Annotated in this window: 25 protein-coding genes and 2 tRNA genes; 13 read left to right on the forward strand and 14 right to left on the reverse strand. The window is 69.4% G+C overall.

The genetic code is table 11. The features are described 5' to 3' along the window. Window position 1 precedes the first annotated feature (1 nt). Entirely contained in the window at window positions 2-502 is a 501-nt protein-coding gene (locus ABD204_RS00480; RefSeq protein ID WP_194422781.1) for a chemotaxis protein CheY, read from the forward strand. Window positions 503-517: 15 nt separating this feature from the next. On the opposite strand, the gene ABD204_RS00485 is transcribed toward ABD204_RS00480, so the two are convergent. Genes ABD204_RS00485 through ABD204_RS00495 form a run of 3 tightly spaced genes read right to left on the reverse strand, consistent with a single transcriptional unit; the run spans window position 518 to window position 6,397 of the window. After that, on the reverse strand, window positions 518-1,792 hold the full coding sequence (locus ABD204_RS00485) for a M1 family metallopeptidase (RefSeq protein ID WP_194422782.1): 1,275 nt from the start codon (window positions 1,790-1,792) through the stop codon (window positions 518-520). Continuing rightward, entirely contained in the window at window positions 1,789-5,745 is a 3,957-nt protein-coding gene (locus ABD204_RS00490; RefSeq protein ID WP_194422783.1) for a Pls/PosA family non-ribosomal peptide synthetase, read from the reverse strand. The genes ABD204_RS00485 and ABD204_RS00490 overlap by 4 nt, the downstream gene beginning before the upstream one ends. Window position 5,746: 1 nt before the next feature. After that, window positions 5,747-6,397, reverse strand: coding sequence for a hypothetical protein (locus ABD204_RS00495; RefSeq protein WP_194422784.1), 651 nt, complete (start codon window positions 6,395-6,397; stop codon window positions 5,747-5,749). 183 nt (window positions 6,398-6,580) lie between these two features. On the opposite strand from ABD204_RS00495, the gene ABD204_RS00500 reads away from it, so the two are divergent. The 4 genes from ABD204_RS00500 (at window position 6,581) to pstB (ending at window position 10,660) form a co-directional block, all read left to right on the forward strand. After that, on the forward strand, window positions 6,581-7,687 hold the full coding sequence (locus tag ABD204_RS00500; protein WP_194422785.1) for a phosphate ABC transporter substrate-binding protein PstS: 1,107 nt from the start codon (window positions 6,581-6,583) through the stop codon (window positions 7,685-7,687). A gap of 111 nt (window positions 7,688-7,798) precedes the next feature. Next, on the forward strand, window positions 7,799-8,764 hold the full coding sequence (gene pstC / locus ABD204_RS00505; RefSeq protein ID WP_194422786.1) for a phosphate ABC transporter permease subunit PstC: 966 nt from the start codon (window positions 7,799-7,801) through the stop codon (window positions 8,762-8,764). Next, complete coding sequence (gene pstA / locus ABD204_RS00510; RefSeq protein ID WP_194422787.1) at window positions 8,764-9,855, forward strand: phosphate ABC transporter permease PstA; 1,092 nt, start codon at window positions 8,764-8,766, stop codon at window positions 9,853-9,855. The genes pstC and pstA overlap by 1 nt, the downstream gene beginning before the upstream one ends. 25 nt (window positions 9,856-9,880) lie before the next feature. Next, the gene (pstB, locus tag ABD204_RS00515; protein WP_194422788.1) at window positions 9,881-10,660 is read left to right on the forward strand and encodes a phosphate ABC transporter ATP-binding protein PstB; all 780 of its coding nucleotides are present in this window, start codon (window positions 9,881-9,883) and stop codon (window positions 10,658-10,660) included. A gap of 61 nt (window positions 10,661-10,721) precedes the next feature. On the opposite strand, the gene ABD204_RS00520 is transcribed toward pstB, so the two are convergent. The 4 genes from ABD204_RS00520 to sigK all read right to left on the reverse strand — a co-directional run bounded on the left by ABD204_RS00520 (window position 10,722) and on the right by sigK (window position 13,893). Continuing rightward, entirely contained in the window at window positions 10,722-11,606 is an 885-nt protein-coding gene (locus ABD204_RS00520) for an aminodeoxychorismate lyase (RefSeq protein ID WP_194422789.1), read from the reverse strand. 253 nt (window positions 11,607-11,859) lie between these two features. Then, a complete protein-coding gene (locus ABD204_RS00525) occupies window positions 11,860-12,498 on the reverse strand; it encodes a DNA-directed RNA polymerase subunit beta (RefSeq protein WP_194422790.1) in 639 nt (212 codons plus the stop codon). A gap of 28 nt (window positions 12,499-12,526) precedes the next feature. Further along, a complete protein-coding gene (locus tag ABD204_RS00530) occupies window positions 12,527-13,294 on the reverse strand; it encodes an anti-sigma factor (RefSeq protein WP_194422791.1) in 768 nt (255 codons plus the stop codon). Beyond that, entirely contained in the window at window positions 13,291-13,893 is a 603-nt protein-coding gene (gene sigK / locus ABD204_RS00535) for an ECF RNA polymerase sigma factor SigK (RefSeq protein WP_194422792.1), read from the reverse strand. The genes ABD204_RS00530 and sigK overlap by 4 nt, the downstream gene beginning before the upstream one ends. Window positions 13,894-14,118: 225 nt before the next feature. Between sigK and ABD204_RS00540 the strand changes: the two genes are divergently transcribed. Both ABD204_RS00540 and ABD204_RS00545 read left to right on the forward strand, forming a co-directional pair. Beyond that, a complete protein-coding gene (locus ABD204_RS00540; RefSeq protein ID WP_194422793.1) occupies window positions 14,119-14,778 on the forward strand; it encodes a fasciclin domain-containing protein in 660 nt (219 codons plus the stop codon). A gap of 113 nt (window positions 14,779-14,891) precedes the next feature. Further along, a tRNA-Lys gene (locus tag ABD204_RS00545) sits at window positions 14,892-14,964 on the forward strand. Between the two features lie 19 nt (window positions 14,965-14,983). Here ABD204_RS00545 and ABD204_RS00550 read toward each other — a convergent pair. Genes ABD204_RS00550 through ABD204_RS00560 form a run of 3 tightly spaced genes read right to left on the reverse strand, consistent with a single transcriptional unit; the run spans window position 14,984 to window position 18,170 of the window. Continuing rightward, the gene (locus tag ABD204_RS00550) at window positions 14,984-15,253 is read right to left on the reverse strand and encodes a hypothetical protein (protein ID WP_194422794.1); all 270 of its coding nucleotides are present in this window, start codon (window positions 15,251-15,253) and stop codon (window positions 14,984-14,986) included. A gap of 38 nt (window positions 15,254-15,291) precedes the next feature. Further along, the gene (locus ABD204_RS00555; RefSeq protein WP_194422795.1) at window positions 15,292-15,873 is read right to left on the reverse strand and encodes an isochorismatase family protein; all 582 of its coding nucleotides are present in this window, start codon (window positions 15,871-15,873) and stop codon (window positions 15,292-15,294) included. Then, the gene (locus ABD204_RS00560; protein ID WP_194422796.1) at window positions 15,870-18,170 is read right to left on the reverse strand and encodes an MMPL family transporter; all 2,301 of its coding nucleotides are present in this window, start codon (window positions 18,168-18,170) and stop codon (window positions 15,870-15,872) included. Before ABD204_RS00560 ends, ABD204_RS00555 begins: the two co-directional genes overlap by 4 nt. A 54-nt stretch (window positions 18,171-18,224) precedes the next feature. On the opposite strand from ABD204_RS00560, the gene ABD204_RS00565 reads away from it, so the two are divergent. Then, complete coding sequence (locus tag ABD204_RS00565) at window positions 18,225-19,184, forward strand: EamA family transporter (protein WP_194422797.1); 960 nt, start codon at window positions 18,225-18,227, stop codon at window positions 19,182-19,184. 4 nt (window positions 19,185-19,188) lie between these two features. Here the strand turns inward: ABD204_RS00565 and ABD204_RS00570 are convergent, their stop codons facing one another. From ABD204_RS00570 to ABD204_RS00585, 4 genes are all read right to left on the reverse strand, one after another. Then, window positions 19,189-19,581 carry a hypothetical protein gene (locus ABD204_RS00570; protein ID WP_194422798.1) on the reverse strand — a complete coding sequence of 131 codons (393 nt, stop codon included), beginning with the start codon at window positions 19,579-19,581 and terminating at the stop codon, window positions 19,189-19,191. A gap of 59 nt (window positions 19,582-19,640) precedes the next feature. Then, a tRNA-Thr gene (locus ABD204_RS00575) sits at window positions 19,641-19,713 on the reverse strand. A 74-nt stretch (window positions 19,714-19,787) separates the two neighbouring features. Next, window positions 19,788-20,531 (reverse strand): SDR family NAD(P)-dependent oxidoreductase, encoded by a 744-nt coding sequence (locus ABD204_RS00580; protein ID WP_194422799.1) that lies wholly within the window; start codon window positions 20,529-20,531, stop codon window positions 19,788-19,790. Then, window positions 20,528-21,178, reverse strand: coding sequence for a pyridoxine/pyridoxamine 5'-phosphate oxidase (locus ABD204_RS00585; protein ID WP_194422800.1), 651 nt, complete (start codon window positions 21,176-21,178; stop codon window positions 20,528-20,530). The genes ABD204_RS00580 and ABD204_RS00585 overlap by 4 nt, the downstream gene beginning before the upstream one ends. A gap of 248 nt (window positions 21,179-21,426) precedes the next feature. Between ABD204_RS00585 and ABD204_RS00590 the strand changes: the two genes are divergently transcribed. The 5 genes from ABD204_RS00590 to ABD204_RS00610 are packed head-to-tail and all read left to right on the forward strand — an operon-like array spanning window position 21,427 to window position 26,270. Next, the gene (locus ABD204_RS00590) at window positions 21,427-22,524 is read left to right on the forward strand and encodes an ABC transporter substrate-binding protein (protein ID WP_194422801.1); all 1,098 of its coding nucleotides are present in this window, start codon (window positions 21,427-21,429) and stop codon (window positions 22,522-22,524) included. Next, complete coding sequence (locus ABD204_RS00595; protein WP_194422802.1) at window positions 22,524-23,597, forward strand: zinc-binding dehydrogenase; 1,074 nt, start codon at window positions 22,524-22,526, stop codon at window positions 23,595-23,597. Before ABD204_RS00590 ends, ABD204_RS00595 begins: the two co-directional genes overlap by 1 nt. Further along, window positions 23,594-24,403, forward strand: a complete 810-nt coding sequence (locus ABD204_RS00600) for an ABC transporter ATP-binding protein (protein ID WP_194422803.1) — start codon at window positions 23,594-23,596, stop codon at window positions 24,401-24,403. Before ABD204_RS00595 ends, ABD204_RS00600 begins: the two co-directional genes overlap by 4 nt. Further along, window positions 24,400-25,218, forward strand: coding sequence for an ABC transporter permease (locus tag ABD204_RS00605; RefSeq protein ID WP_206697109.1), 819 nt, complete (start codon window positions 24,400-24,402; stop codon window positions 25,216-25,218). The genes ABD204_RS00600 and ABD204_RS00605 overlap by 4 nt, the downstream gene beginning before the upstream one ends. 2 nt (window positions 25,219-25,220) lie before the next feature. After that, window positions 25,221-26,270, forward strand: a complete 1,050-nt coding sequence (locus ABD204_RS00610) for a LacI family DNA-binding transcriptional regulator (protein WP_194422804.1) — start codon at window positions 25,221-25,223, stop codon at window positions 26,268-26,270. Window positions 26,271-26,317: the final 47 nt, after the last annotated feature.

Consider the following 26,317-nt stretch of genomic DNA (forward strand, 5'->3'; position numbering starts at 1 on the left):
GATGACGCCGATCCGGGTCGCGTGGGCCGCGGCCACCGGTCCGCGCCGACGCGAAGTGGCCGATGCGCTGCTGGGCGACCTCGTGCCGACGGCGGAGATCTCGCGGGTGTGCCCCCGGTGCGGCGGCGATCACGGCGCGCCCCTGCTCACGGGCACGGATGCGCTCGCGTCCGCGACGTATGTCAGAGACGGCATGAACCGTGTCGTGGGCGTCGTCGTCGCGGTGATGGAGCGTCGCGGACTCGTGGGATTCGGCATCGACGCGCAGGCCGGTGAGTCTGCTGATCCTTCGGGCGTGCTCGGCGTCGGCACCCTGCGGGACTGGGTGCGGATCGAAGCGGCGGCGAAAGCCGAGGGCCGCGGCCTCCGCGCCGATCTGGCCCGAGTGACCCCCTCCGAGAACGGCTGGACCGCCGCATGGGACGGCGCGGACATCGTCCGGGGACGTGATCTGGACGGGCCCACCGGCGTCCTGCTCAGCGCCGCGTGGCGCAGCGCGTGACCTCGCCCGTGGTGATCAGCGAGGGGGGAGCGGGGGAAGCGGCCGCGACGCGAGCCACTCGTCGAAGAACGCCCCCATCGGGCGCTGCGCGACCGATTCCGCGAGGGAGATGAAGTCCTCGGTCGCCACCACCGCGTGGCGATGCCGCGCGGTCCACTCGTGGAGGATCCGATCGAACGCCGCCTCACCGAGCGTGCGGCGCAGTGCTTCGAGGGTGAGCGCCCCCCGCTTGTACACACGGTCGTCGAACATGACATCCGGTCCGGGGTCACCGATCACGATGTCCTGGCGCAGATCGCCCAGTTGCATATGGAACTGCTCGGCGAGATCGTCGACGGAGGGCCCGCCGGAGTCCTCCGACCACACCCATTCCGAATAGCAGGCGAAACCCTCGTTGAGCCAGATGTCCCGCCACTGGCCGATGCCCACGCTGTTGCCGAACCACTGGTGGGCGAGCTCGTGGGCGATCAATCGCTCGTGCTCGGGGTCGAGATGATTCGCACCGAAGACCGCAAGCCCCTGGGCCTCCAGCGGGATCTCGAGGTCGTCGGGTGTCACGACCAACGTGCACGCCTCCTGCGGATAGGGCCCGAAACGCCGCTCGAAGCACGCGATCATCCGAGGCACGTCCCCGAGTGCGCGACGGGCCTCGGCGAGCAGCCCGCCCGGGGCGAAGACGGTGGCCGGTCCCAACGGCTTCTGCCGGTACGGGCCCACGTGCACCGCCGCGAGATAGGTCGCCGTCGGCACGTCGCTGCGGAACTCCCACCGCGTCGCCCGGCCCTGCTTGGTCACCGACACACGCCGACCGGTGGCCGCGACCGTGTAGCCGGTGTCTGCGGTGACGGCGATCGTGAACCGCGCCCGGTTGTCCGGCCGGTCGTTGCACGGGAACCACGTGGGGGCGCCGATCGGCTGCGAGGCCACCAGCGACCCGTCCTCCAGCTCCTCCCAGCCGATCGGCCCCCACGCGGACCGGCGAGGGGAGGGCCGTCCGGAGTAGCGCACATCGATCGAAAACGGCTCGCCCGCGGCGATCGGATGCGGGGAGGTGACCCGGACGGCACGCGGGCCCTGGCTGTGCTTGGCCGCCACCCCGTCGACGGTCACCCGGCTCACCCGCAGGCCGACCAGATCCAACGACACGGTGCGCACGTCGACGGCGGCGACGGCGTTGACCGTGGCCTGCGCCTCGAGGTGGTTCGTGCGCACGGCGTACCGGAGGTCGAGATCGTACGACTCCACGTCGTATGAGTCGTCGCCGCTGCCGGGCGTATAGGCGTCGCTCACGAGGTCGTCTGGTAGGCGCGGACCTTCACCGCACGCCACGGGCCGATCGGGTTGCCGCTCCAGCGCGAGCCCACCGGCACGCTCTCGCCGCGCATCACCAGCGAGGCGGGGCCCACGGTCGCGTCCGCGGCGATCGTCGCGGCGGGAAGGATCACACTGTGCGGCCCGAGGGTCGCCCCGGACTCCAGTTCGACGGCATCCATGCTCATGATTCGATCATGGAAGAGGTGCGTCTGCACAACGCAGCCACGATTGACCGTCGATCCGTCGCCGAGGGTCACCAGATCAGGTTCGGGCAGCCAGTACGAGTCGCACCACACTCCGCGACCGATCTTCGCCCCCAGGGAGCGCAGCCACACCGCCAGGGCGGGTGTTCCGGCCGCCGCCCGGGCGAACCACGGCGCGGCGACCATCTCCGTGAAGGTGTCGGAGACCTCGGTGCGCCAGACGAAACTCGACCACAGCGGTTTCTCACCCGCGCGGATCGGGCCGACGATGACCCATTTGGCGACCGTGGAGACCGCCGCCGCGACACCGCCGGCCAGCATGAGGACCGGTCCCGAGAGGATCAAGGTCCACAGCGGGCCCAGCGTCTCCCACAGCGCCGCCAGCGTGTAGAGCACCGAGAGTCCCAGCGCACAGCTGACGAAGACCGGGACGATCCGCAGCAGCTCCCATGTCGCCCGCGCGACGCGCAGCCCCGCGCCGGGACGATACGTGCGGCTCTCGTCGACCTCTGTCGCAACGCGCCGCAGCCGCACGGCGGGCGACCCGAGCCACGACGAACCTGCCTTCGCCTTGGCGGGGGCCACAGACAGGACAGCCACCAGCCCGTCCTTGGGAACGCGGTGACCGGGACCGGCCATTCCGGAGTTTCCGAGGAAGGCGCGCTTGCCGATGCGCACCTTGCCGATGCGCATCCACCCCTTGCGCAGCTCGTAGGACGCCACCATGGTGTCGTCGGCGAGGAAGGCGCCGTCTTCGACGCGGGTCATCGACGGCAACAGCAGCACCGTCGACGCTTCGACGTTCTTCCCGACCCGCGCCCCGAGCATCCGGAGCCACACCGGCGTGAAAAGGCTCGAGTAGAGCGGGAAGAGGAACTGCCGCGCCGAGTCGAGGAGACGCTCGGTGGTCCAGACCTGCCATCCGGTGCGCGAGCGCACCGGGTGCGTGCCCTCCTCGAGGCCGAGCGCGAGCACACGCACCCCGAGGACCACCGCGCCGGCGTAGACGACACCGGCGGCCAGCACCGCCGGAACGAGCCACAGCACAGCGACGAGGTAGGACCCGCCGAGCGTGTCCGCGCCACGGGCACCGGCCGCCACGACCAGTGCCCCCACGGCGAACGAGCCGATCGGGAGGAGTGCGAGGAACAGCGACGACATCGCATAGGCCCACAACCAACCCCGCGCCGGCGGCGGGGCGTCCTCAGGCCAGCGGTCGTCTCCGGCGGCACCCACACGGACCGCCGGCGACCCCGCCCACTTCTGATCGGCGCGCACCCGACCGAACACGGCCGAACCCGGCGCGATCTCGGCGCGACGCCCGATGCGCGTTCCGGGTGCGAGGGTGCTGCGGGCGCCGACCGCGGCGTCTGCGCCGATGCGGACCGGCCCGATGCGCACCTGGTCGCCGTCGATCCAGTACCCGGTGAGGTCCACCTCCGGTTCGATCGATGCCCTCGGCCCCACCTCGAGCATGCCCGTGATCGGCGGCAGGGTATGCATGTCGACGTCACGGCCGATCTTCGCGCCCAACATGCGCGCGTAATAGGTCACCCACGGTGCACCGGCCAGCCCCACGGCGTCGATCTGATCGGCGAACTGCTCGGCCAACCACAGCCGCAGGTGGACCCAGCCTCCGCGCGGATAGTCCCCGGGCTGCAGGCCGGCCAGCAACACCCGCGCCGCCAGGGCGGCGATCCCCATCCGACCGAACGGCGTCGCGAACAGCACCAGACCGACCAAAAGCAGCCACCAAGGCACCGCGGGGAGCACCTCGAACCCGGGGACGAGTCGCAGAACCGCGCTCGCGGTCAGCAGGTACAGCAGCCAGCGCACGCCGGTCACGATGAACAACGGCACCCCGAGGACCGACTGCATCCACTGCATCCGACGCGGCGTGGGCTTCGGCGTCGAGTACTCGCCCGCCGGCGTTGCGGCGGCCACGGCGCCGATCGCCGAGGCCATCGCCGCGAGGCGGGGCACATCGTAGATGTCGGCGACCGAGAACTCCGGAACCCGCACGCGGATGCGGGAGACGAGCTGGGCGGCCGCGAGCGACCCGCCGCCGAGGTCGAAGAAGTCCGCGGACGGGTCGGTCACCGGCATGCCGAGGACGGCCTGCCACTGCTCCGCCAGCCACGCCTCATCGTCGGTCATGCCCGCGGCCGCGACATCGTCGGCACCGGGCAGCGGCCACGGCAGGGCCGCCCGATCCACCTTCCCCGAGGTCCTCACCGGCAGATCGTCGACCTCCGCGAGGATCGGGACGACACCGGCGGCGAGGCGCTCGGTCAGCCGGGCGCGCGCGGACGCACGGTCCAGCGGCGCACTGGTGACGATGTAGCCGACCAGGACGGACACACCCGCCTCGGTCTTACGCACCGCCGCACACGCCGCGGTCACACCGGGAAGGTCGCCGAGAGCAGCCTCGACCTCGCCGAGCTCGATTCGTCGGCCGCCGATCTTCACCTGGTCGTCGGCACGCCCCTGGAAGATCAGGCCCTCGCGCTCGTAGCGCACGAGATCGCCGGAGCGATAGGCGCGCTCCCACCCGAGCGAGGGCATCGGTGCGTACTTCTGCGCGTCCTTCTCGGGGTCCAGGTAGCGCGCAAGCCCCACCCCGCCGATGATCAACTCCCCCGCCTCACCTTCACCCACGGGGGCGCCCTCGGCATCGACGACGGCGAGCCGCCAACCGTCCAGCGGTAGGCCGATGCGCACCGGACCGTCTCCGCCGAGCGGCGCGGCGCAGGCGACCACGGTCGCCTCGGTGGGGCCGTAGGTGTTCCAGACCTCGCGGTCATCCGCCGCAAGGCGGGCGGCCAGTTCGGGCGGACACGCCTCGCCACCGAAGATGAGCAGGCGCACGTTCTCGATCGCACTCCCCGGCCACATCGCCGCGAGCGTCGGCACGGTCGACACCGCGGTGATGCTCTGACGCAGCAGCCAGGGTGCGAGGTCGTCGCCCGAGCGCACCAGCGAGCGGGGGGCGGGGACCAGACACGCTCCGTGCCGCCATGCGAGCCACATCTCCTCGCACGAGGCGTCGAAGGCCACAGACAGGCCGGCCAGAACGCGATCCCCCGGCGCGAGGGGCGCGCCTTGAAGGAAGAGATTCGCCTCGGCGTCCACGAACGCCGCCGCGCTTCGATGCGTCACGGCGACGCCCTTGGGCACACCCGTCGAGCCCGACGTGAAGATGATCCACGCGTCGTCCTCGACGGTCGGGGGCGGAACCGCGGCGACGGCGTGGGTGTTCGGATGCGGGTCGGCGTCGCCGTAGAGACGCGCCGCCGCCGGGGCCGTCTCCCCGTGCTCGGCCGGCGCGGAGGGCACGTAGACACCGCCGGCCCCGATGATCCCGGTCACCGCGGCCTCGCCGAACACCAGAGCGGCGCGCTCGTCGGTGTCGTCCGCGTCGACCGGGACGTACGCGGCGCCGGCGGCGAGCACACCGAGGATGGAGACGTAGAGGTCGCGGGAGCCGGAAGGCACCCGCACCCCGATCCGGTCTCCTCGACGCACGCCCGCGTCGTGCAGGCGCGCGGAGGTGCGCCACACGAGCGCGGAGAGCTCCCCATAGCTGAGCGCCCCGGCACCGTCGTCCAGCGCCGAAGCCTCCGGATACCGCGCGACGGTGTCGCGGAAGATATCGATGAGCGTCCGCGGGGGCGTGACGGCCTCAGAACCGTCGAGGACGTCCTGGGCGGCGATGTCTGCGAGCACGTCAGCTGAGAAGGTCGACCAGCTGGGCCTTGGTCATGCGCGAGTACCCGGTGCGCCCCTCGTCGCGCGCACGTGCACGCAACTGCGGGACGGTCAAAGACGCCAGGTCCGGGGACGGTGACGCCGTGCGCCCCGGGCTCCCGCCGCGCCGCGTCCCGCCGGCGCCGACCGCCGCGGCGGGCGCCGACGGCTCGTCCGGGCCGATCTCCGCCACGACGTCGGCCTGCGCGTCGGCCGCCTCGCGATCGGCCTTCTCCGCCGCGCGCTGCGCCTTCGCCGCAAGCTTGCGCAGTTCCTTGGCCTCCGCCTTGCGCTGGGCGGCCTCGGCCTCCACGCGCTCCGCTTCGGCGGCCGCCGCCTGCGCCTCGGCCCGCCGAGTGGCTTTGGCCTCGGCCTTCGCGATCGCCTTCGCCGTGGCCTTCTGCAGACGCGTCACCGCCCGCTTGGCACGATCAGCGACCTTCTTCGGCTTCTTACGCACCTGCTTCTTCGACGCATCGGCGGCACCGGCCGCTTCCGCGGCGAGCTCGCGCACCTCTGCCGCCGGCTTCTTCGGAAGGGTCTTCGCGACCTTCTTCGCCTGCTTCGCCGCATCAGCGGCGTCCGCCATCGCATCGAGCGCCTTGCGCTCGGCCTTCGTGGTCTTCGCCATGGCCCCACGCTATCCGGCGAGAACGGTCGCGCACCGACGAATCGCGCCCCGGAACACACACCCCCACCGGCGTTCACCCTCCGTTCACCTCCCGCGCGCACGCTCTTAAGGCTGCGTGCCTAGCGTGCACGACGTGCCCCGCACCGGGCCGCAACCCCAAACCCCTACACGTGAGGATTCACAGTGAAGCTCAACCGCATTGCGAAGATCGGCGCCGTCGGCGCCGTCGCCGCACTCGCCCTGACCGCCTGCGCCGCGAACGAGGGCACCGACAGCTCCTCGGACAGCTCCGAGGGCACGAGCACGCTCTCGGGTACCCTCGACGCCACCGGTGCCTCGTCGCAGACCGCCGGCCAGGAGGCCTGGGTCGCCGGTTTCCAGACCGCCAACCCTGACGTCACCGTCAACTACGAGCCCACCGGCTCCGGCACGGGCCGCGAGAACTTCGTCGCGGGCGCCAGCAACTTCATCGGCTCCGACCGTGCGTTCAACGACGAAGAGATCGCCGCCGGCGGGTTCGGCGCATGCGCCGACGGGGGTTCGGCCGGCATCGTCGAGCTGCCCCTGTACATCTCCCCGATCGCCGTCGCGTTCAACCTCGAGGGCGTCGACACGCTCAACATGGACGCGGACACCATCGCGGGCATCTTCGCCGAAGAGATCACCAACTGGAACGACGAGGCCATCGCCAGCCTCAACCCCGACGCCGAGCTCCCCGACCTCGCGATCTCGCCGGTGCACCGCTCGGACGACTCGGGAACCACCGAGACCTTCACCGAGTACCTGCACCAGGCCGCTCCCGACACGTGGACCTTCGACGCCGACGGCGTGTGGCCGCTCCAGTCCGGTGAGGCCGCGCAGGGCACCTCGGGTGTCGTCGACGCGACCCGCAACGGCAACGGGGCGATCACCTACGCCGACGCCTCCCAGGTCGGTGACCTCGGGACCGTCGCCGTCGGAGCCGACGGTGACTTCACCGAGTACTCCTCGGAAGCAGCCGCGAAGATCGTCGAGACCGCTCCGCGCGTCGAGGGTCGCTCGGAAGGTGACCTCGCCCTCGAGATCGACTACTCGAGCGTCGAAGCCGGCGTCTACCCGATCGCGCTGGTGAGCTACCTCATCGGTTGTGTCGAGTACGAAGACGCGAACACCGCCGAGCTGGTGTCGTCGTACTTCTCCTACATCGCCAGCCCCGAGGGCCAGCAGGCCTCCGAGGAGAACGCCGGGTCGGCACCGATCTCGGACTCGCTGCGCGAGGAGATCGACTCCGCCATCGCCCTGATCGGCTGAGACTCCCCCTGATACCCGGCCTGCTCGAGCGTTTCGCCCGGGCAGGCCGGGATGTCCCGTCCGATCCGCAGCCGACATACTGGCTCTCAGCACCCGAGGCGAAGGCACACAATGGCGACGACCACCGACAATCCACCCACGAAGACCGAAAGCAGGCGCGGAGCGCGACGTCGCCCCGGAGACCTCGCCTTCTCGGGCACCGCGCTGGCCGCGGGAATCACCATCCTGCTGCTCCTGGCGGCGGTCTCGGTCTTCCTGATCGCCGAGTCCGTGCCCGCGTTCACGTCCGATCCGGATGAGAACCCCATCCTGCGCGGCGCCACGTTCCTCGAGTACGTCTGGCCTCTCATCTTCGGCACGATCTGGGCAGCCATCCTCGCACTCATCGTCGCGGCGCCGCTGGCGATCGGGATCGCGCTGTTCATCTCGCACTACGCGCCGCGCCGCGTCTCGGCCACCCTCGGCTACATCATCGACCTGCTCGCCGCCGTCCCCTCCGTCGTCTTCGGCCTGTGGGGCGGCCTGGTGTTCGCGGGCATGGCGCAGCCGTTCTACGCCTGGCTGAACGAGAACCTCGGCTGGATCCCCTTGTTCGGCGGCCAGGTGTCCTCCACGGGCCGCACCATCCTCACCGCCGCACTCGTGCTGGCGATCATGGTGTTGCCGATCATGACCGCCATCAGCCGCGAGGTGTTCCTGCAGACACCCGTCCTGCACGAGGAAGCGGCCCTCGCTCTCGGCGCCACCCGCTGGGAGATGATCAAGATGGCCGTCCTCCCGTTCGCCCGCGGTGGCATGGTCTCCGCCGCGATGCTCGCCCTCGGACGTGCCCTCGGCGAGACGATGGCGGTCACGATGGTGCTCTCGGTGTCCGGAGTGGTCACGATCGAGCTGCTGACCGCCACGAACCCCACCACCATCCCCGCGAACATCGCGCTGTCCTTCCCGGAGGCGTACGGAGACGGCATCAGCGTCCTCATCGCCACCGGCCTCGTCCTGTTCGTGCTGACCTTCGGCGTCAACGCGCTGGCGCGCTGGATCGTCGCGCGTCGTGCTGAATTCTCGGGAGCCAACTGATGACCACCATCGAGAAGACCACGGCGACCGCGAAGGCGAACTCGCTCACGAGCGGTCGGCTCCCCAAAGCGACCCCCTGGGTCGTCCTCGCCGCCTCCTGGGCGCTGATGGCCGTGGTGTTCGCGTTCGCGAACATCGGCAACCCGGTCGGCGACTTCAACATCGCCGCGACCGTGTTCCTCGGCACGGTCGTGTTCGTCCTCGCCATCTACGTGATCTCGACGATCGTCGAGGGGCAGCGCAAGGCCGCGGACCGCTTCGTCACCGCGATCGTGTCGGCCGCGTTCGTGGTCGCCCTGCTCCCCCTCATCTCGCTGCTGTTCACGGTGGTCGTCAACGGGCTCGCCCGCTTCGACATCGAGTTCTTCACTTACAGCATGCGGAACGTGATCGGAGAAGGCGGCGGAGCCATCCACGCCGTCTACGGCACACTGCTGATCACCCTCGCGGCGACGATCATCTCCGTGCCCATCGGTCTCATGACCTCGATCTACCTGGTCGAGTACGGCTCGCGCAGCAGGCTCGCCAAGGCGATCACCTTCTTCGTGGACGTCATGACGGGAATCCCGTCGATCGTCGCCGGTCTGTTCGCCTACTCGCTGTTCGTGGTCTTCTTCGGCCCCGGGATCTCCAACGGTTTCATGGGCGCGGTCGCGCTGAGCGTGCTGATGATCCCGGTCGTCGTGCGCTCGTCCGAAGAAATGCTGCGCCTGGTCCCGAACGAACTGCGCGAAGCCGCATACGCGCTGGGAGTTCCGAAGTGGCTGACGATCGTCAAGGTCGTGCTTCCCACCTCCATCGCGGGCATCACCACGGGCGTCATGCTCGCCATCGCCCGCGTCATCGGTGAGACCGCACCCCTGCTGCTCACCGCCGGATACACGCAGAGCCTCAACCTCAACCTGTTCGAGGGCAACATGATGACGCTGCCGGTGTTCGTCTACAACCAGTACGCCAACCAGGGCACCAGCCCCGACGCCGCGATCGCCCGCGCCTGGGCCGGTGCCCTCACGCTGATCCTGATCGTCATGGTGCTGAACCTCGCCGCTCGCGCAGTGGCGAAGTTCTTCGCCCCGAAGACCGGTCGCTGACCCACACCCGAGAGAAAGAACCGTCTTGTCCAAGAGCATCGAAGTCAACGACCTCAACGTCTACTACGGCGACTTCCTCGCCGTCGAGGGTGTTTCTCTCGACATCGAACCGCGTTCGGTGACGGCCTTCATCGGCCCGTCCGGCTGCGGCAAGTCGACCTTCCTGCGCACGCTGAACCGCATGCACGAAGTCATCCCCGGCGCACGCGTCGAGGGGCAGGTGCTGCTGGACGGGGACGACCTCTACGGCAGCGGCGTCGACCCGGTCTCCGTGCGCCGCCAGGTCGGCATGGTCTTCCAGCGCCCCAATCCCTTCCCCACCATGTCGATCCGCGAGAACGTCCTGGCCGGGGTGAAGCTGAACAACAAGCGGATCTCGAAGAAGGACGCCGACGAGCTGGTCGAGAAGTCGCTGCGCGGCGCCAACCTCTGGAACGAGGTCAAGGATCGCCTCGAGCGTCCCGGTTCGGGCCTGTCCGGTGGACAGCAACAGCGACTGTGCATCGCCCGCGCGATCGCCGTCGCACCGGATGTCATCCTCATGGACGAGCCGTGCTCGGCCCTCGACCCGATCTCGACCTTCGCGATCGAGGAGCTGATCGGTGAGCTGAAGAACGACTACACCGTCGTGATCGTGACGCACAACATGCAGCAGGCCTCCCGTGTGAGCGACAAGACGGCGTTCTTCAACATCGCCGGAACCGGCAAGCCGGGCAAGCTCATCGAGTACAACGACACCAAGACACTGTTCACCACCCCGCAGGAGCAGGCCACCGAGGACTACGTCTCCGGCCGCTTCGGGTGAGCGTCTTCGCGCACGCTGAACGGACGATGCCCGCACAGTTCACTGTGCGGGCATCGTCCGTTCAGTCGCGGGGGCGGAGCAGATAGGCGTTCAGCGATGCCGTGACATCGGCGTCCACCGCGAGTGACACGTCGTCGAATGCGGCAACCGGCGCCGCCAGCCGAACGCTGGAGACCAGCCATGCGGCATCCGCCTCACCGAGTCTGTCGGTGTGCACGGTCTCGTACGCCGCGTCATGGCCCAGATCCCGCAGATGCGCGAACAGACTCATCTGGGTCGTTCCGTGCAGGATGCCGGCTCCGGGTTCGGGCGTGATGTAGCGGTCGCCGAAGCGGAGGATGACCGAGCTGGTCGGTCCTTCCAGCACGACACCGTCGGTCGTGACGAACAGCGCGTCGTCGGCGCCACGCCGCCGGGCCTCGCGGATCGCCGCCATGTTGACCGCATACGACAGGGTCTTGGCGCCCAACAGCAGCCAGGGTGCACGGACCGGCGCCCCGCTGTCGAAGCCCCGGTCCAGCGTCACCACCCGGAGGCCCCGTTCGCGCACCGCCGTGTTGTCGGGGGCGACCGCCGCGGTGACCCACGCGGTCGGGGTGGGTCCGTGCTCGATGCCCCGGCTCAGGATCAGTTTGATGACGCACTCTCCGGGTGGGCATTGCGAGGCGACGACGGCGACGGCATCCCGCCACTGATCGAGGTTCGGGGCGGGCAGGTCACACAGCGCGGCGGAGTGCGCCAGCCGTTCCAGGTGGGGTCCGACCTCCTGGGCGTGACCGTCGACGACCCCGATCGACTCGAAGATGCCGTCACCGCGCTGCGTGCTCAGTTCCCCGATGCTCAACGCCGGGGCGGAGGGATCGACCACCCGGAAGGTCGCCGCGTGATCGGTGCCGCGCACGTCGGTGGCGACGGGATCGATGATGAGCGCGTATCGCCAGGTCATGCCACGAGCCTAGAGCGCTCGGAATACACCCGGGGCACGGTCCGTTACACTGGAACAGCCGGGCCGCAGTAACCCCGGGCTCCATCTTCTGCCGCTGCGAGCGGCCTTGCGCCGAGAGGCGTTCTGCGGCCCGGCACTTTCGTGTCCGGGCGGATCCGCGCCGGTCGGAGAATCGCGCGTTGGTCGGAGGATCCGCGCCAGATCCTCCGACATCGAGCCGATTCTCCGACATCGAAGACCGGCACACAGCGCGTCAGGTCAGAGTGTCGCGGCGCCAGAGAGCAGCGCACGCGGCGAGGTCGGTGCCGTAATCGGCCAGCCGCAGCGCGCGCCTGGTCAGCGCGCTCGCACGGTCGGACTCGGTCGGCTCGTAGTCATCGGCGAGGTGGGTCGATCCGGCCGCCTGCACGCGGCAGAACGCGGCGGCACGATCGAGCGCGATCGCGAAGTCGCCCGTGAACGCACCACGGAGGATGACGTCGATCAGGGCGACGAGCTCCTCCGGTCCGGCGGGTGTCGGCGCACCCGCGACCATGTCGTCGGACGAGGCCAGCTCAACGCGCCCCCGCTCGTACAGCAGCGCCGCCGTACGCGGGTCGTCGTGGATCATGAGTTGCAGCAGATACAGGCGCCACAGCGCGCCCGGAAGGCTCGTGGCGGGCGATCGCGACCACAACTCCGCGATGTCGTCGATGCCGTGTTCGTCGGTGAAGGTCACCAGGCGTTCGATCACCGCGGCGTCCGGCTCCTCCCGCACCCGAGAGAGCAATGCCTGCGCGGTCGAGTGCGCGGCGCGTGAGACCTCCGCCGGGTCTTCTGCGGAGTAGAGCCGATCGAACAACTCCGCGGGGCGGCGCACCGGCTTGTGGAACTCCCGCGGCTCGTCGCTCATCCCTCCAGGCTACGCGCCCGGGAGCCGCTCATGCCGTGGGGATGACGACGATCGGGACCGTCGATGGTCGGCCGGTCGGAGATCCACCGGCGGGTTCGATCGTGACCGCCAGCGCGTCACCGGGCTGCAGGTCGCCCTCGAGCAGCGCGGGCTGGTCACCGTCGGCGGGGCGGTACAGCCCGGCCGAGATCGCTTCCTCGCCCCGCACGAACCACAGTTCGTAGATCTCCTCGTCGGTCAGTGCGGGGAGGTCGTCCGAGACCAGCACGGCTTGCCCGAGCGACTCCGACCAGAAGGCCGTGACGGTCCCCTCGCCCGACGCGAGCTCCGCAGTGGCCGCTTGGGAGTCGGACGCGTCCTCGATCTGCTGCAACGCGACGACGGAGGCGGGGCGTGTCAGATACTCGTTGACGGTGACGGCCCCGAAGCCCAACGCGACCAGCAACACCAGCGACGCGGCGAGCGCGAACATGCCGCGCATCCACTTCTGACGTGCGACGGTCTGGATGGCCTCGGTTCGCGGGGGCGGCGGCGCCATCGCCGCCTCCTGCGCCGGCGTCGCCGGGATCTGCGGGGTCTGTGCGATGCGCGCGAAGAGCGCATCGCCGATCGCCGCCGGCGGCTCCTCGGCCGGGACCGCGGCGCCGAGCAACCCCGCGGCGTCGACGTCCTGAGCGGCCATGTCCTGCCACTCCGGATCGGCGGCGAGCGCCGCCTGGTAGGCACGTTCGTCCTCGGCCGACAGGGCGTGCAGGGCGTGCCCGGCCGACAGCTCCGCGAACTCGTCGCGATTCACGCTCCCACCCCCATCTCCACTCGCAGTCGTGACAGTCCGTCACGCATCCTGGTCTTGACCGTTCCCAGCGGCGCTCCGGTGAGCGCCGCGATCTCGCTTTGACTGTAACCCCCGTAATACGCCAGGACGATGGCCTCGCGCTGGGGGTCGGGAAGGGTCGCGAGCGCGGTCGAGACGCGTCGCCCCTCGAGCTTGAGCTCGACGTGCTCCGCGACCCCGTCGTGCGCCACGCCGAGGTCCCGGATGCCGACGCGAACGTCACGATCACTGCTCGCCTGCGACGACCGCACCCGGTCGACCGCTCGGCGATGGGCGATCGTGAGCACCCATGACCTTCCTTGACCTTTGTTCGGAGCGAACTTCGCGGCGGATTGCCACACCTCCAGAAAGACCTCCTGGAGCACCTCTTCGCTCTGCGAGCGGTCCACGAGCACCCGCAGGATCAGACCGAAGACCCGCGAAGAGAGCATTCCGTAGACAGCGGCGAAGGCGCTCTGATCGCCGGCGGCGATCCGCCCGAGCAGTTCTGCGACGTGGTCGGTGCGGTCGCCGCCGTCTTCGGGCACGTCGACGCCGTCAATGACCATACGATCCAGCATGCCTCACGTGCGCGCGCGACCCGGTATCGGCCCGACTCCCTTGACGTGTGTCGGCTGATCTGGATCACGTCGGCGGCCGTCGCATCCGCCGGCGCGCACCCCTGCCGGTCTCGACGGATGTCAGGTCGATCCAATCCGCCCGGCCGGGGTCTCCGAACAGCCTGTGTACGCCGCTTCTGCGGACGACGATCCGGCCCTCGCGGCCACCTACACCGGAGGTAAGTCATGCTCACCAAGAAGTCGCACATCACCGCGGGTCTCACGCTCGCCGTCGCCGCCACGTTCGCGCTGTCGGCCTGTTCCGGATCCACCTCGTCGGAGACGATGGACGAGGACATGACGGAGGAGACGACCGCCCCCATGGAGGAGGACGCCATGGCGGACGAGATGGACCCCGCCGCGATGCTCGTCGGCGCCGGTTGCGCCGACTACGCCGAGGCCGTCCCGGACGGGGCGGGGTCGGTCGAGGGCATGGCGATGGACCCGGTCGCCGTCGCGGCGTCCAACAACCCGCTGCTGACGACCCTGACCGCCGCCGTCAGCGGCGAGCTGAACCCCGACGTGAACCTGGTCGACACCCTCAACGGCGACGAATTCACCGTCTTCGCGCCGGTCGACGACGCGTTCGCGCAGATCGACGACGACACGATCCAGACGTTGTCGACCGACGCCGACCTGCTCACCACGATCCTCACCTACCACGTGGTCCCGGGCCAGCTGAGCCCCGACGAGGTCGTGGGCACCCAGACCACCGTCCAGGGCGGCGAGGTCGAGGTCACCGGCTCGGGCGACGAGCTGATGGTGAACGACGCGATGGTCATCTGCGGCGGTGTGCAGACCGCGAACGCGACGGTCTACCTCATCGACTCGGTCCTGATGCCGTAAGGCCGGACCGCCGGCGACCGGCCCGGGGGACCGGTCGCGATCACGGGGACGCGGTCGTCGACGCCATGCGAGGTGCGTCGACGGCCGCGTCGCCTATTAGGCTGGAAGCTCACGGGCCTCTAGCTCAGTCGGTAGAGCATCGGACTTTTAATCCGCGGGTCGTGGGTTCGAGCCCCACGGGGCCCACCGTGTGGCCGGGGACGGCTCAGATCGTCAGATACAGCCCGATGGGCAGGATGACCGCCGCCGTCCCGATCACCAATCCCGCCGCCGCGGGGAATCGGCCGCCGCGCCCGAGGGCGTACAGGCGGAACCCGAACGCACTGCAGGCCACCGCGGGCACGCCGACGAGGATCGACAGCCCCGGGCTGACGACACTGAGCAGCAGTGCCACGACCGCGAGGGCCACACCCGCGATCGCGACCGGGTTGGTCACACGGTCCTGGGCGGAGGCTTCCGGCTCTTCGTCGGTCACACGTCGAGACTACGCGGCGCGCCGCCTCCCGTGCGGCATCAATCCACAGTCTTCGTGAGCTCTCCACCCGCGTGGGCGATCTCGGCCAGCGCCGCGTCGCTGGTCTCGGCGGCGACGCCCGCCACCAGGTCGGTGAGCACACGCACGTGACGACCCGCCGCGATCGCGTCGAGAGCGGATGCGCGCACACAGTAGTCGGTCGCGATTCCCACCACATCGATGTCGAGGATGCCGTGCTCCTCGAGCAGCCGCACCGCCGTCACCCCTTCGTCGGTCTCCCCTTCGAAGAGCGAATAGGCAGGCTTGCCCTGCCCCTTCTTCAGATGATGGGACACCGCCGAGGTGTCGAAATGGTCGTCGTATTCCGCCCCCGCCGTCCCGGCGACACAGTGCACGGGCCAGGTCTGGACGAAGTCGGGCTCACCGGCGGCGAAGTGCCCGCCGTTGTCGTTGTCGGCGTCGTGCCAGTCCCGCGAGGCGACGACGATCGCGTACTCGTGCCGGTGGGCGGTGACGTGGGCGCTGATGCGGCTCGCCACGTCGTCGCCGCCGGCCACGCCGAGCGCACCGCCCTCGGTGAAGTCGTTCTGGAGGTCGACGATGAACAGTGCCCTGGTCATTCTTCGAGCGTACGCCGGTACTCCGCCCGTGTCAGCGCGTGTCCGTCGTCGGTGACCGCGCCCGTCGCGGATGCCGCGGCCACAGGCCCGCCCGTCGCCGCGGCCCGTGGCGGCTCGTCCCGCCGCGCAAGCTTGGAGGGCCACCAGATCGCGCGACCGATGTCATACGACAGCGCCGGGACCAGAAGAGATCGCACGACGAACGTGTCCAGCAGGACACCGAAGGCGACGATGAACGCGATCTGCGCGAGGAACAGGATCGGGATGACGCCCAGGGCCGCGAAGGTGGCCGCCAGCACGAGCCCGGCGGAGGTGATGACACCGCCGGTCGCGACGAGCCCGCGGAGGATTCCCCGGCGCGTGCCGTGGGTGATCGTCTCCTCCCTCACCCTCGACATCAGGAAGATGTTGTAGTCGACACCGAGCGCGACGAGGAACACGAATCCGTACAAGGGCACCGCGGGGTCTGCGCCGGGGAACTGGAAGATCCCGTTGAACACCAGGGCGGCCACACCCAGGGCGGAGCCGAACGACAAGATCACGCTCAGGATGAGGATGACCGGCGCGACGACGGCCCGCAGCAGGAGCATCAGGATGAGCAGGATGACCACGAGCACGACGGGGATGATGATCGTGCGGTCCCGGATCGAGGTGTCGTTCGAGTCGATGTCCGTCGCCGTCACACCACCGACCAGCGCCGTCCCCTCCCCCAGGGTGTCGTCGTAGGTGACCCGGAGGTCACGCACGGCGTCTTCGGCCTCGACGGAGTCGGCCGTGTCGGTCAGCGTGCCGATGAGCAGGACGTCGCCGTCCGAGACCGTCGGGGCGGGGGCGTCGGTACCGGGCGGGCCGAACGCCTCGAGGGTGGCCTCGCCGTCGGCCACCGTGACCGTCGCCTGGCCGGTCGGCGAGTCCTCCGTCGAGACCGCGACGGCGTCGACGCCTGCGCTGTCGTCGAGGACCTCCGCGGCTTGCGCCAGGTCGTCTTCGGGCACGATCACGTACACGGGGCTCCCCGAGCCGGCGGGGAAGTGCTCGGCGAGCACATCCTGCCCCTCACGAGCCTCCGAGTAACCCAGCACGAGGTCGCTGGTGGCCACACCGTCGGCCTTCAGCTGGGTGACTCCCACGGCGGCGGCGAGGAGGACGACGGTGCTGATGATCCACACCGGCCGGGAGTGTCGGGCCACCAGTCGCGCCTGGCGCTGCCAGAACCCCTTGACCGGCTGGGTGAGATCCTCGGGGATCTGTGCCGGCGGGTTCTTCGGGATGAAGGGCCAGAATGCCGCCCGCCCGAACAGCGCCAGAAGTGCGGGAAGGAAGGTCAGGGCCGAGAGCATCGAGAACACGATGCCGATGGAGGCGATCGGACCCAGTGCACGGTTGGTGGCGAGGTCGCTCAGGAGCAGACAGAGCAACCCCGCGATGACCGTCCCCCCGGAGGCGAGGATCGGCTCGAAGGCGCCGCGCCAGGCGCGCAGCGTGGCATCCCACCTCCCGATCCCCTCACCGACGGCCTCCCGGAAGCGCGCGACGTAGAGAAGGGCGTAGTCGGTGGCCGCACCGATGACCAGGATGAACAGGATCCCCTGGACCTGACCGTTCAACACGACGACGTCGGCGAAGGCCAGCCACCACACCACCAGGAGCGCGACACACAGCGCGAACACGCTCGTGAGCAACACGAGCACCGGAAGCAGGGGCGACCGGTAGACGATCACGAGGATGATGAACACCGCGATCAGAGCGACCGCCAACAACAGACCGTCGATGCCGAGGAAGCCCTCGGTCAGGTCCGAGGTGAACCCGGCGGGCCCGGTGACCCAGCCCTCGACGCCGGCGGGCAGGTCCTCCTCGAGCAGGTCGCGGATCTCTTCCACCGTCTCGCGAACCTCGCCCGAGGCGTCGATGGGCACGACGATCTGCACCGCCTGCGCATCGTCGGAGGGGATCGGAGGCGAGACCGCGTCGATGATCCCGGGGAGTTCGGCGATCTCCTCCGAGACGGTGGTGATCTCGGCCAGCTCCTCCTCGGTCAGCTCGCCTTCCCCCTCGATGACGACGATGGCGGGGATCGCGTCGTCTCCGAGGAAATCCGACAACCGCTCGGACACCTGAGTCGCGTCGGCGCTCTCGGGCAGGAAGCTCGACTGGTCGTTCGTGGCCACTTCGTCGACCTTGCCGAAGTAGGGGCCGCCGACGGATCCGCCGACGATCCAGATGAGAACCAGGACGAAGGGTATTCCGACCCGGACCCATCGGTTGGGCGATCGGCGGGCGTGATGCGGCGAGGACATATTGCTAGCCTATCTAGCAATCACCCGCGCGGCGTTCACCGTAGGCTGATCGGGATGATCGCCGCACTCGTCGCCCTCGCGGGCGCGCTGGTCTACGGCTCGGCCGACTTCCTCGGAGGCCTCGCCGCCCGGCGACTCCGCTCGATCGTCGTCACGGCCGTCGCCGCGGCGTCCGGACTGGTCGCCCTGCTCGCGCTGATGCCGTTCGTCGGCGGCGCATGGCTGCCCGCCGACGTTCTCTGGGGGGCTCTGTCCGGTGTGCTCGGCGTCGTGGCGATCGTGCTCCTGTATGCGTGCCTCGCCGTCGGCCCGATGAGCATCCTCTCCCCCCTGACGGCGGTGATCACCGCCGTGGCCCCGATGTCGTGGGGCCTGCTCGTGCAGGGCGAGGCGTTCAGCCCGCTCGGCTACGTGGGTCTCGCCGTCGCCCTGGTCGCCGTGATCCTGGTCGGCTTCATCCCCGGGGAGAAAGTCGTGCGCCCGAGCACACGAGGCCTGTTGATGGCAGTCGGCGCCGGCACCACGCTCGGGGCCTTCCTCATCGCACTCGACCAGACCAGCGCGGCCAGCGGCCTCGTACCACTGGTGGTGAACCGGGCCACGAACACCGCGATCACGGCGATGGCTGTCGTCGCGCTGGTGGTCTTGGCACGGCGCCGCGGCGTATCTGCGGCGGACGCGCTCGTCCCCGCGGGAGCACGGGTCGGCGCAGCACCCAGTGGTCACATCGATCTCGAGCACGCATCGACCGGGCCCGTATCGAGCCCGGCCGGACCACGGGTCTCCCCCTGGTGGTTGGCGGTGGGTTGCGGTGTCCTCGACGTCGCGGCGAACGCCGCCGCGTTGATCGCGCTGCGCGCCGGCGACCTCGCTGTCGTGTCGGCGTTGACGGCGCTCTACCCCGCCGGCACGATCCTGTTGGCCGCGGTCGTACTCCGGGAACGTGTGGCGGTGGTGCAGTGGGTGGGCCTTGCCCTGGCCCTCGCCGCCGGAGGACTCCTCGCGGTCGGTTGACCCCTCAGCCGCGCACGAAGATCATCACAACCGAGACGGTCACCGACGCGGCACCGACTGCGAGGAACCCGACCGCGAACCATGTGACAGCACGCACGAGCGGGGAATGCGCGGTCAGCCGGAGACGGTCACGGCTTCCCTGCCGAGCGAACACGTCGGCGGTGTCGGCGTCGCCGAGCTCTCGGAGCATTTCCTCGGACAGCATGGCCTGCCCGACGCCGTCGTCGCCGAACCAGCGGGCGACGCGCCCCCCGTGCGCGTCGTCGATGACGACGTGCACGGGCCGCCAGGTACCGTCGGCCAGATACAGGATGAGCGCGACACCGGATACGAGGGCTCCGAGTCCGAACCCGAGCCACGCGAAGATCTCTGCGACGGTGTCGACCGCTCCATCCATCGGCGCGCTCCCGGTGAAGATGGCGAAAGGGGCCGCGGATGCGACCCCTTTCGCGTGGGAGCCACCTGGGGGAATCGAACCCCCGACCTATTCATTACGAGTGAATCGCTCTGCCGACTGAGCTAAGGTGGCGCACATCGCTTGCGCGACGCACGATCAACGATCTTACAGCCTCGCGAGGGTCCCCGCGAACCACCTGCGGACGCTCAGTGCATGACCATACCGCCGGTGATGTTGACCGCCTGACCCGTGAGGTACGCGCCGTCCTGCGAGGCGAGGAACAGCGCAAGTCCCGCGACATCATCCGGTTCACCCAGCCGACCCAACGGCGAATACGAAGACCACTGCGCGATCTTCTCGGGCGTACGGGTGTCCGCACCCATCTCGGTGAGCACGTAACCCGGACACATGGCGTTGACGCGGATGCCGCTGGGGCCGAGTTCGAGGGCGGCGACCCGGGTCAAGGCGACGACTGCCGATTTCGATGCGGCATAGGCGACCTGACCGGCACCTCCGGTCTTCGCGGCCATGGACGCGAGGTTGACGATGGCGCCGCCGCGACCGGCTGCGACCATCTCGCGCGCCGCGATCTGCAGCGTCAGGAGCATCGACCGACTGTTGACCGCGAAGGTCTCGTCCCACTGCTCCGGGGTCGTCTCCATCAGCGAGGCGAACCGCAGCAGACCCGCGTTGTTGACGAGGGCGTCGACGCCGCCGAGCTCGGTGACCGCGGCCTCCATGGCGTCGCGGGTGCTCTCGACCGACGCCAGATCGGCCTGGACGAACGCACCACCGATCGCCTCCGCGCGCGCCGACCCCTCCTCGCGCAACCTGTCGATGACGACCACGTTCGCACCTTCCGCGGCGAATCGCTCGGCGATCCGCGCACCGATCCCTCGCGCGGCGCCCGTGACGATGACTCGAGAGCCCTCGAACCTGCTCGCGCTCATGACTGCACCGCCTGCGAGGTCCAGTCTCGACCGTCGCGTCGGTAGTGGACCCGGAGGTTCAACGCCTCCGGCACCGCCTCCCAGAACGTCACCGCATCCGGGACGATCCGGAACCAGCGCCAATGGGCCGGGCGGGCGATCGGTTCTCCGGACGCGAGCAGCGCACGGAACCGGGTCAGTTGCTCCGCCTCGTCGCGCAACGGCTCACCGTGGAAAGACACCGTCCGAGAGGCCTGTACCCCTCGGTCTTCCGCAGCGAAGAGGGCGTCGCTCTCGTCGTCGTCGGCCCAGGCGACCACGCCGGTCACGTTCACCGAACGCGACGTCTGCTCCCAGTACACCGATACGGCGGCGCGGCCGGTGGCCGTCATCTCACGTCCCTTGCGACTGTCGGCGTTGGTCGTGAACACCAATGCGTCCTCCTCGACCGCCAGCAACTGGACGGTGCGACTGGAGGGGACGCCCTCGGGCGACGAGGTCGCCAGCGTGACGTAAGTCGCCTCTCCGGCTCCGTGGTCGCGTGCATCCGCGATCCACCCGTCGAACAGATCGAGCGGGTTCCGCGGGACTGCACGGTGATCGAGCCGTTCCAGAGCGTCGTTGTCCCGAGGGAAGACGACGGTCGCGACGGAAGCTGATTTCGCCATGGGGCCTTCCTGTCCACCGGTCCACCCGGTCGAACCCGTCCAGGATGCCAGCGGGGAACGACGAGGAACGGCTCTCACAAAAACCTTTTACACGCCGGTAATAAACCGATTTACATCCGGACTCGCATAGTTGTTAGCGTTCCCGACACGCGCTCACCCCGCTCCACCCGATCCACACCCGAGCACGCAGGCACCATGTACACCCGCCCGACGTCGATGCACTCGACGCCCCCCAGGAAGGTCGTTCCATGACAACCCCCCAGCGCTCCACCCGCCGCCTGGCCGCCGCATCCGCGGTCGGCTTGCTGTTCCTCGCCGGCTGCTCCTCCTCGACGGATGACGTCGACACCGCGGAGCCTGCCGGCGACTCCGATCTGATCAGCGCCGAACGGTGCGAGGCCAACGAAGCCGCCGGCCCGATCACCTTCCTGACCTCCTTCGGGTATGTCGCATCCGTCGGCCTCCTCGACGTCGTCACGGCCGAAGAGACGGGGATGTTCGACGACCTCTGCCTGGACGTCACGATCGAGCCCGGCTCGAACAACGCACAGCTGGTCAGTGCGGGAACTGCTCAGTTCGCCGGGCTCGGAAGCCCCTCCGACGTCCTGGTCGCCCTGGACAACGGAGCCGACATCACCGCGATCGCGACGTATGGGAACACTCCGGCGATCATGCTGATGACCGAGAGCGACGTCACGTCGCTCTCGGACCTCGAAGGCACCATCGCCGGATACAAGGGGGCGATCCCCCCGCAGATCTCGTCGATGCTCGAAGCAGACGGAGTGGACGCCTCAGCGGTCGAATGGGTGTCGGTGGGCTACGACCCGACCATCCTGCCGCAGGGCCAGGTCGACTCGTTGACCGGATACAAGTCGAACGAGCCGCTCGTCCTGGCCTCTCAGGGTTACGAGGTCACTCAGTGGGACCCGGCCGACTACGGAATCGAGTCCGCTTTCAACACCCAGATCGTCAACAACGACTTCGCCGAAGAGCACCCGACCGCCGTCGAGGATTTCCTTCGGGCCAGCTTCGCCGCGTACGCGTGGATCAACGAGTCCGAGGCCAACCTCGATGAGGCGCTCTCCTACGCCGAGGCTCTCTCCGACGCCGGCTACGATCTCGAGCTGAGCGCGGAGCGCTGGCACACCGAGGTCGCCCTCGTGGAGGACTCCCAGCCGGAGGGGACCGTCCTCGGCTCCCAGTCGGTCGAACAGTTCACCCCCGAAGCGGACATGTTGGTCAAGTACGACCTGGTCACGGAGGCGCCCGACGTCGAGGCGGCGATCCAGACGCAGTTCGTGGACGCCCTGTACGAAGACGGCGTTCTCATCTGGCCCGCCCCCTGATGCGCGCCTGGGTCCAGGAGGCCTTCGGCGGACCCGAGGTGCGGCGACTGCTCGATGTCGCCGCACCTGCGCCGGGCCCCGACGAGGTACTCGTACGGGTCCTCGCCGTCGCTCTGAACCGGCTCGACGTGTTGCAGCGCTCCGAAGCGGTCGTGGGCGGGATGTCGGTGCCTCACATCGCGGGCATGGACATCGTCGGAGAGGTGGCCGCGACCGGTGACGCGGTCGATGGCGATCTGCTCGGCACCGTCGCACTGATCGACCCGGTCGTCAGCTGCGGCCGGTGCCGGATGTGCGTCGATGACACCCCCACCTACTGTGCGGATTTCGCCACGATCGGTTCCACCCGCGACGGTGGCATGGCCGAGTACGTGGCGGTGCCGGCACGGAACGTCCTTCCGGTGCATGTCTCGCCGCAGGATCCCGAGGAGCTCGCGCGCATCGCGGCGGTGCCGGTTTCCGGCGCCACCGCCTGGCGCGGGCTCCTCGGAGCCGGGGGACTCCGGTCGGGAGAGGTGGTCGTGATCCCGGGCGCGGGTTCGGGACTGGGCGCCGTCGGCGTTCAGATCGCCCTCTCCCTCGGAGCGACGGTCATCACACTCGTCTCGGGTGAGTCCAAGAAGCGTCGCGCGCTCGAGGCAGGCGCCCACCACGTCATCGACCGGACGGCCACCCTCGACTGGGTGGCCGAGGTCCAGAGCCTGACCGGCGGCGAGGGCGCCGACATGGTGTGGGACCACGTCGGCGGCGACTTCCTCGGCGCCTCACTGCGGGCGACCCGGCCGGGCGGACGGGTCGTCCTGTCGGGCACGACGGCCGGCCTGGACACGCGACTGCATCTTCCCGATCTGTATCAACCGGGCAGGAGCATCCTCGGGCACGGAAGCTACGGCAGGGCCGACATGGCTGCGGCCGTGGCCGGCTTCACCGAGGGTCGCTACGCGGTCCACATCGACTCCGTCTGGCCGTTCGAAGCCCTCCCCGAGGCGGAAGCACGGCTCGAATCCAACGACTTCTTCGGCAAGATCGTGGTCCTCGGACCAGGCCTGGCCCCGCGAGGTGAGGACGCATGACCCAGCAGAACACCACATCCACCATCGACCTCCGGGGCGTCGGGCGCACCTACACCCGCGGGCGCAGCACGGTGAAGGCCCTCACCGGTGTCGATCTGACGATCAGGCAGGGCGAGTTCGTCACACTGTTCGGCCCGTCGGGGTGCGGCAAGTCCACGCTCCTCCGACTCATCGCCGGGCTCGACACCCAGACCAGCGGCAGCATCTCGCTGTTCGGGTCGACACCGGCCCAGGCATCGCGCCGCAAGGACATCGCGTGGATCCCCCAGTCCTCCGCCCTCCTGCCGTGGCTGGACATCAAGGCGAACGCGGGCCTGTCCTCCGTCCTGAACCGCCGCGCCGACCGCCAGGGGCTGAGTTCGCGTCGCCCGGAGGATCCGGACGCCCTGCTGGCGGAGATCGGCCTCGGAGACTTCCGCGACTCCCGTCCCGACGAGCTGTCCGGCGGCATGCGCCAGCGGGCCTCGATCGCGAGAGGGTTCGCACAGGGTGCGCCCTTGATGCTGATGGACGAACCCTTCTCCGCACTCGACGAGCTGACACGAGACACGCTGCGCATCCGCCTGCTCGAGCTGTGGGACCGCCACAAGAAGACCATCGTCTTCGTGACGCACTCCGCCCAGGAGGCGGTGCTCCTGAGCGACCGGGTCGTGGTGATGAGTCCACGACCCGGTCGTATCAGCGAGATCGTCGACATCCCGTTCCCGCGACCTCGCGGGTGGGAGTTGACGGAGGAACCGGAATTCATCGAAAAGGTCGCCGAGGTCAAGCGCGTCCTGTGGAGCGCCTGGGAGGGCGACGAATGAGCGACATCGACAGCGCCCCGTCCGAGGCGGCATCGGCGCAGGACCGCCTTCCGGCATCTCGCCGTCAGGCGATGGGCATCGCGAAGGACCTGGCGCTGCACGTGGGCGCGCCGCTTCTGCTGTTCCTCCTGCTCGCCGTGGCATGGGAGTGGACGGCACTGACCTTCACCAGCGTGCTCCCGCCGATCCATGAGGTCTCGGAGGACATCGCCTCCCGCCCCGACTTCTACCTCGAGAACCTCCTCTCCACCGTGAGGTCGGCGATGATCGGTCTGGTCATCGGTGTGACCGCCGCACTCGTGCTGGGTGCGGCCATCGTCCACTTCACGTTCCTGCGAGCGGCGATCATGCCCGTCGCACTGTTGCTGAACGTCACACCGATCGTCGCCATCGCCCCGGCGCTGGTCGTGGCATTCGGATTCAGCGACCTCCCCCGGATCGTGATCGCCGCCGTCAGCGCGTTCTTCCCCATGCTGATCAATTCGATCACCGGACTACGCTCTGTGGACCCCCAGGCTCTCGAGGTCTTCCGCGCCATGGCCGCGAGTTCGCGCGAGATCTTCCTCCGCCTGCGCATTCCCTCCAGCCTGCCCTACCTGTTCGCGGGCCTGCGCCTGTCGGTCACCGCCGCGATGGTCGGCGCGGTCGTGTCGGAGTTCACCGGCGCCAGCCGAGGCATCGGTGCGGTCATCGTCAGCGCGACGACCTACCTGAACCTGCCCCAGATGTGGGCGGCGATCCTCTTCTCGGCGGTCACGACACTCTGCCTGCTCGGGATCATCGGCTTGCTCGAGCGTGTGATCGTACGCTGGTGAGCATGACGCGCACACGGCCGGAGCCTGCGGGACCGGTGACCTTGAAGCAGGTCGCCGATCATGCGGGCGTGAGCATCTCGACGGCGAGCAATGCGCTCACCGGCTCTCGCTCGGTCAGTCCCGCCTCCGTCCAGCGCGTCCTGCAGTCGGCGGCCGCCCTCGGCTACCGTCGCAACGAGGTGGCCCGGACCCTGCGGACCGGGCTGCGCAACACGGTCGGCGTCATCGTGCCCGACGTGACGAACCCGTTCTGGGGTGGCATGATCCGCACGATCGAGCGTCAGGCCGCACTTGCCGGTTTCCACGTGGCGCTGACGAACACCGAGTTCGATGCCACCCGCGAGACCAGCGCCCTGGCGGGCCTGGTCAGCCGGGTCGACGGCATCGTCCTGTTCTCCACCCGGCCGACCGCCGCCACCCTGCAGCCACTGCTGGACATGGGGATCCCCATCGTCGCGTGCGACGAGGTGATCGACGTACCGGGCCTGGGCGGGGTCTACTCCGACAACGTCGACGGCGCTCGCACCGCAGCCCACCACCTGGTGGACAGCGGCGGAACGGTGTTCGGGATGCTCGAGGGACCCGAGGCGCTGTCGACGGCCTCCGCGCGACGCCAAGGGTTCCGCGAGGGGCTGCGCGACGCCGGCGTCCCGGAATCCGCAGTCCACAGCGTGAAGGCGGAGTACTCCTTCGAGGGTGGCCGAGAGGGGATACGCCGGCTGCTCGCGGCGCATCCGGACGTGGACGCGGTCTTCGCGTCCACCGACAACCAGGCCATCGGTGCCATGCTCGAAGTCCTCAACGCGGGACGCGCCGTGCCGGATGACCTCCTCGTGTGCGGTTTCGACGACATCAGCTGGTCCGCACGCCTGTCACCCCCGCTGACGACCGTGCGCCAGGACGCCGAAGGCATGGCCACCGCGGCGATCGGCATGCTCCTGGAGATGGTGACCACCGGCGCCGCGCCCCGAACGGAGGTGTTCCCGGTCTCCCTGGTGACGAGGGAGTCGACACAGCGGACCCTCGCGCCCTCTCCCGTTACGATCACGTAAAACGATTTAGCTCCGCTGGACCACACCCCCCTCGACCGCGCAAGCTG

Origin of the sequence: Microbacterium aquimaris, assembly GCF_039531285.1 — a bacterium.
GTDB classification, from domain to species: domain Bacteria; phylum Actinomycetota; class Actinomycetes; order Actinomycetales; family Microbacteriaceae; genus Microbacterium; species Microbacterium aquimaris.